This is a genomic window from Sphingobacterium paucimobilis HER1398, assembly GCF_000416985.1.
Taxonomy (GTDB): domain Bacteria; phylum Bacteroidota; class Bacteroidia; order Sphingobacteriales; family Sphingobacteriaceae; genus Sphingobacterium; species Sphingobacterium paucimobilis.
In genome coordinates, this window is the sequence record NZ_ATDL01000016.1 from 408,075 (window position 1) to 414,614 (window position 6,540).

The 6,540-nt window shown below is 41.2% G+C and carries 5 protein-coding genes; all 5 read left to right on the forward strand.

All coding sequences use genetic code 11. The features are described from left to right. Position 1 precedes the first annotated feature (1 nt). Entirely contained in the window at positions 2-754 is a 753-nt protein-coding gene (hisF, locus tag M472_RS38745) for an imidazole glycerol phosphate synthase subunit HisF (RefSeq protein WP_021071377.1), read from the forward strand. Positions 755-833: 79 nt separating this feature from the next. After that, positions 834-1,418 carry a bifunctional phosphoribosyl-AMP cyclohydrolase/phosphoribosyl-ATP diphosphatase HisIE gene (gene hisIE, locus M472_RS38750; RefSeq protein WP_021071378.1) on the forward strand — a complete coding sequence of 195 codons (585 nt, stop codon included), beginning with the start codon at positions 834-836 and terminating at the stop codon, positions 1,416-1,418. Positions 1,419-1,538: 120 nt separating this feature from the next. Further along, entirely contained in the window at positions 1,539-2,087 is a 549-nt protein-coding gene (locus M472_RS45270; protein ID WP_144062752.1) for a hypothetical protein, read from the forward strand. A 511-nt stretch (positions 2,088-2,598) separates the two neighbouring features. After that, on the forward strand, positions 2,599-3,183 hold the full coding sequence (locus tag M472_RS38760) for a hypothetical protein (RefSeq protein WP_144062753.1): 585 nt from the start codon (positions 2,599-2,601) through the stop codon (positions 3,181-3,183). 124 nt (positions 3,184-3,307) lie between these two features. Next, a partial coding sequence (locus M472_RS38765) for an Ig-like domain-containing protein (RefSeq protein WP_021071382.1) occupies positions 3,308-6,540 on the forward strand: 3,233 nt, incomplete at its 3' end.

A 6,540-nucleotide genomic window follows, 5' to 3' on the forward strand; every position in this document is an offset into this window, starting at 1 on the left:
TATGCTTGCTAAGCGTATCATACCTTGCCTAGATGTCAAGGACGGACGGACGGTCAAAGGTGTTAACTTTGTTGATCTTCGTGATGCCGGAGATCCCGTAGAGCTCGCATGGCAATATTCACAGCAAGGAGCGGATGAACTCGTCTTTTTAGATATCACTGCTACACACGAAGGCCGTAAGACGACTATTGACTTGGTCAAATCGGTTGCTAGGCAGGTCAATATTCCCTTTACCATCGGTGGAGGGATTAATGAGTTGAGAGATGCAGAGATACTGTTGAACAGTGGAGCTGACAAGATATCTATCAATTCGGCTGCGGTTAGAAATAGACAGTTGATCGACGATCTTGCAAAGACCTTCGGTTCTCAATTTGTCGTGGTGGCCGTAGATACACGATTGGTCGATGGAAGCAATTACGTACACCTACGGGGGGGGCGAGAGAAGACCGATATACATACAGAAGAGTGGATTAAAGAGGCAGAGAGTAGAGGTGCTGGAGAGATATTACTTACCTCCATGGATCACGATGGTACGAAAAATGGCTTTGACAATCTGTTTTTGCAGCGGATCAATCAAATGATAGATATTCCATTGATTGCCTCGGGCGGTGCTGGGAATGAACAACATTTCGTTGATGTATTCCAGCAGGCCAATGTGGACGCTGCACTGGCTGCATCAGTGTTCCACTATGGGGAAATATTAATCCCCGAATTAAAAGAAAGACTTCGCACCGAAGGCATAACGGTACGATAACAATGGAGAAAGAGGGGATTAGACATAGCATGTGTATGGTCTAAATACCCAATACTTGGTACTCAATACTAACAAAAAAATGATAGATTTTGAAAAGGGTGATGGACTTGTTCCTGTAGTCATTCAAGATGTCCAGACATTAGAAGTACTTATGTTGGGCTATATGAATGAAGAAGCCTGGGAAAAAACACAAAAGGAGCAAAAAGTTACCTTTTATTCGAGGTCAAAGAATAGGCTTTGGACCAAAGGCGAGGAAAGCGGCAATTTTCTATGGGTGAAGAGTTTTCATATCGATTGTGATCAGGACACCATTCTTATCAAAGTGCAGCCGGCGGGACCTACCTGTCATACGGGCAGTAGAAGTTGTTTTGCAACAGATTACGGCAATAATTTCATTGCCGAGTTGGAACGTATTATAGGGCAGCGGTATGAGTTCCCTACGGAAGAGTCTTATGTCAATCACCTTAGAGGCAACGGACTACATAAAATAGCACAGAAAGTGGGCGAAGAGGCGGTAGAAACGGTCATTGCTGCGTTAGCACAGACAGACAAAGAGTTCGTGGACGAGACTTCCGATTTGATTTTCCATTTGCTTGTTCTACTCCGTGAAAAAGGTTTCTCCCTTGAAACGATAGCGAAAAATTTAGAAGAACGCCATAAATAGAGCTGCTGTTTCCGTAGCTTTTTTAAAGTGCCTCTAGTCAGTTTACCCATTGACTAGAGGTTTTTTATTTATCAAAATTCCACTTATTAGCCATTTTTGATCCTTCTTTTGAGCTGTCCGTTGAATAGACTGCTTCAGTTGATTGATCGTTTGTGCTGCTCGATGTATAGACTGACCCAGTTGATCCATCTCCTACACCACTTGATCAATAGATTGCTTCAGTTGATTGATCGTTTGTGCTGCTCGATGTATGGACTGGCCCAGTTGATCCATCTCCTACACCACTTGATCAATAGACTGCTTCAGTTGATCCATAGTTTGTGCTACTCGATGTATAGACTAGCCCAGTTGATCGATCTCCTACACCACTTGATTGATAGATTGCTTCAGTTGATTGATCGTTTGTGCTGCTCGATGTATGGACTGGCCCAGTTGATCCATCTCCTATACTACTTGATCAATAGATTGCTGCAGTTGATTGATTGTTTGGGCTGCTCGATGTATGGACTGACCCAGTTGATCGATCTCCTACACCAATTGATGGATAGATTGCTCCAGTTGATCTATCATCTGTGCTACTCGATGTATCGTATGCGCCACTTGATGTATCGTTTGCCTCAGTTGATTGAACGGAAGCTCCACAAGATGTATCGGCTAGGACCAAAATAGCCATAGCACTAAGGCACCAGCCCGCTAAGTGTGTAAGTTGGTTGTCCAGATTTGTCTGCCGGAATATCAGTACAATTTTGGGTAGGAAAAAGGATAGTCTATGCCTGTTTTAGGCTTTATAGCGAGGATAGTTTTGCCTACCCGCCGTGTCATTTTGCTGTTTTTTAATGTACCTGTAGCTTGTCCTCTAAGCGTATTATTTAAGTGTTTGTTTTATAGGTGTTTATTTGTTTTGTGTCCACTTGCCTTATACTTGTTTTTCTCTTTTTCTGTCCTCTATTTTGAGATATTGTACCCTTACCTGTCTACTTAAATAGACTTTGATCCTGCCTTTTTATTACAAACTTCGCACCGTAAATCAGACCCGAATATTGCTTCAAAACGAAGATGTGATTTACAAACCAAATGAGAATTTAACTAAGAAATAAACAAGCGAGGCGGAGCCTGGATGCTCTACTTCAATTGCCAAACAAATTGGATGCTAGATTGGCATCGCTAAAATATGAAAGTTATGAAAACTACAATGAAAAGACCAAGCAGCGAAATCTACGCAGTTATTATGTGTATGCTATTATTCGTTGTTGGAGGTGTAAAAGCGCAAGAGCGGATTTATTCAATAGATGCTTTCACTGAGAAGAAAACAGATATTCAAAAGAGAGCCTTGATGAGTCGTACAGCTATGCAGGATATTAGTGGGGATCGGATTAATGCATTCAGAAATCTTTATTATAATGTTCAACCTGCGAGGTATTATAATGCTATAGAAACACGTTCAGCAAATGAAGGTTCTTACCCATCGGTTCTTTTTGTGAATCCAAGTGCATTCTCCCGGTTGGAAGCTGATGTTAACGATGAATCTAATGAGAATTTTAGTACAGTTAAGTTGATTGTTATAGATGGACAGCTTGGAGTCGCATTACCTTCTTTTTTTACAAATGATGAAAAGTTCCCCGAATTAGAGTTTTTAGTTTTTAAAAGCAACGCAGGAGCTGGAACCATGAATGCCTCTTCAACAGAAAGTTTACTCTCTAAAGCTTTTTGGGAAGCTCGCCCGGATGTAGTGGTGGTGTTTAATAATTTAGAAGCAGGAAACTAAAAGGAGTTATCTGAAAAACAAATCACTGACTAAGAAAACCAAACTTATGGAAAATCTTCATACTTCTATATTTTTCAAGGAAAAATATTTTCGAAAAATATATGGTCTACTACTTTTGCCCCTTATGTTACTGGTTATACTATTTCCTGAAGTTTCATGTGCTCAGGTAATAGCAGGAAAGGAGTTTAAACCTCGAACTTCTCAGCTAACAACACCAGTTGGACAATCTGTTTACAATGTCAAGGGGAACTTCGCTATGGTTGGCAATACGAATCTTACTTTGCAGAATTATAGTGATACCCGAGTTAATGGAGGTAATGCAATGATTTATGTTGATGTAGATGGAGACGCAAATACGATTAACTCTTCCTCTGCTACATTGTCTTTTTCTAATGAGAATGGCGCCGATCCGAGTTGTTCCAATGTAGTTTATGCGGGGTTGTATTGGACAGGAAGGGCACATAACAGTGGAAATAGTCCGATGGAATTTACAGTAGGCGAGGTTACAACCGACTTAAATAACGGCAACTCTATGAGTGGTTATACCTTGAGTATGGTAGCCGTTAATGAAGATCAAGGAGCTGGAACTTCTGACGGTCGTTTAGCTACTTATACTTTTACACCTACAGGCGGTGGACAAGTAGTCGTGTTTCGATTTCGTTCTTGGTACGAAGGTTCGTTTTGGCCTACATATAAAGGGACTATGACTGTACAAGTTGGTGCAGGAACCGAAACTCCATTGAACGGATCTCTAGTTAATACTAGTAGTAATAATTATACTTTTAACTTTGATAATGCTTATCCAATTGGTACAGGAAATCAATCTTTTAAAATTAATTCGATTAGAAAGAGAAGAACGGACAATGGCATAAATGCTAATTATAGAGTAAGTGTTACTAAAGAGGGAAAGCTGCTGAATAAGCGACAAGTGCAGTTTAAAAAGGCAGGCGGTTCGTATCAACCTATTATTGCGAACGCGAATGATATTTACTATCCTGATAATACACACGGTAACATGTATTCTGCCTATGCGGATGTCACGGATATTGTCAAGGCAGGAGGGCAAGGAGAATATTTCGTAGCAGATATGGCACTGACTGCGGGTACTGGTGACGGTACAGGATATTATGGCGGATGGGGGTTAGTTGTTGTGTATGAGAACTCAAAAATGAAATGGCGGGATATCACGGTGTTTGATGGACACGCCTACATGTCAGCTAATGGTAATAATCAGACATTGGATGTCTCCGGTTTTCAATCTGTGCAGACCGGTGATGTTGGTGTGAAAATAGGAATGATGGCTGGTGAAGGTGATCAAGAATATACAGGAGATGCATTTGATATTCGAAGTTCCAGTAGCTCGAATGCGAACCCTTCATGGAAGGAGCTATTAAATCAAGCAGGCCAAACAAATAATTTTTTCAATTCTCGTATCGTAGGTGTTCCGAATCGAAACCCCAATTTAACGAATAATTCTGGGGTAGATATTAAGGTAATGGAATTGAATAATTCCGATAAGAGTTATATTACCAATAATCAAACAAGTACACGGTTTAGGTATCGGACAGATGGTGACACCTATATTATTTTTAATATAGTTTTTGCGGTAGATGCTTATGTGCCAGAAGTACAGCCAGTCAATTCGGTTATTACTGTCAACGGAAATCCATATGTACCTGGAAGCTTAGTTAGTCCTGGAGATGAAATTGGATATAAACTTGAGGTTAAAAACCTAGGTACGGAAGCTATAAATAATGCAAAGGTGCGTATTCCTGTACCTTATACGGCTGCTAATTACGTTGTGGGTAGTGCTATTGGACAAAGACATGTTGCAACAGGAAGCACGGCAACTCCTTTTTTTAATCCTATCGATGGGTCTTTAGGTGCTATCAATTGGGATATCGGAACATTACCCCTTCCGAGTAATTCTAATGATATCTTAGCCACATTAACCTATAAATTTAAAGTCACTGAGGACTGTTTTCTGTTAAGTAATCCAATTTGTACGCCAACATTGGCTGTTACAGGAACAGTATCAGGAACGGGGGCGACGACTAATGCCTCATTAGGAAACAGCGGAACATTTATATCTGGATTTCAAAATGCAGGAGCTTGCGTTGGTGAGCCTATCCATGATCCTGTGAAATTAGGAATTGCTGTTGGTGATCGTTGTAAAGACTATGAGTACGAAGCTAGGAACTTTAGTATTTGTGATGGATCTACTCCCCAAAATATTTTGGCTACAGTTAGAGCAGGCTTCCCTTCAGGGACTCGCTTCTATTCTGCAGTAGACGCTGAAGGAAAAGGCACAGGAACTGAATATAATGATACAACACCTTTCCCTACTAATGCTCCCAATGCAACTTACTATGCAATACCTCCGGGGGCTGCAGGATGTTATTTCGAGTTCAAATTAAAAGTAATTATCGTAAACACTCCACCGACGACAGGATCTACAGATCCTTTAAAATACTGTGTGGGAGAGACGGCGGTTCCATTGGTGGCAACTGCTTCTAGTACGAGTTACAATTTATATTATTATAGGGGAATTGACGGTAATGGTAATCCGACTGGCGTAGCAGAAACATCAATAACTCCTTCAACTAGCACTGCGGGAACTTTCGAATATTATGTTACTCAGGGAACAGCCGATTGTCAGAGCCCGGTTTCTAAAATTACAGTTATTATAAGCGCTCCACCTGTGATATCGGAACCTATTGAAAACTTAATTCTTTGTGAAGGTAGTACAGGTTCAGTTTCGGTGACAGCTCCAGGTAATAATTTAACTTATACTTGGGAATATTATAATGGTACGGCTTGGGTAGTATTGCCCAATGGTACGCAGGATAAGATTACTGTTAGTGGAAATATATTAACACTTACTGGAGCGTCTTTAGCTTATAATGGAGGTAAAGTACGGGTTAAAGTGTCTAACGGGAAATGCTCGGTTGTTTCAGAAGAGGCGTTGATTACTATAAACGCATTACCAGTGGTTTCAGCGATCACCGGACCAAACGCAGTCTGTATCGGCAGTACAGTTGCTTTGAGCTCAACGCCAACAGGCGGAGTTTGGAGCAGCAGCAATACATCTGTTGCTACGGTGAGCAATACCGGTGTTGTTACCGGAGTTTCTGCAGGTACGGTTACGATCCGTTATACCGTTACGAATGGCAGCGGCTGTTCTACCGTTGTTACGAAAGATATTACTGTAAACGCATTACCGGTGGTTTCAGCGATCACCGGATCAAACTCAGTCTGTATCGGCAGTACAGTTGCTTTGAGCTCAACGCCAACAGGCGGAGTTTGGAGCAGCAGCAATACATCTGTTGCTACTGTCTCTACAAGCGGTGTTGTTAC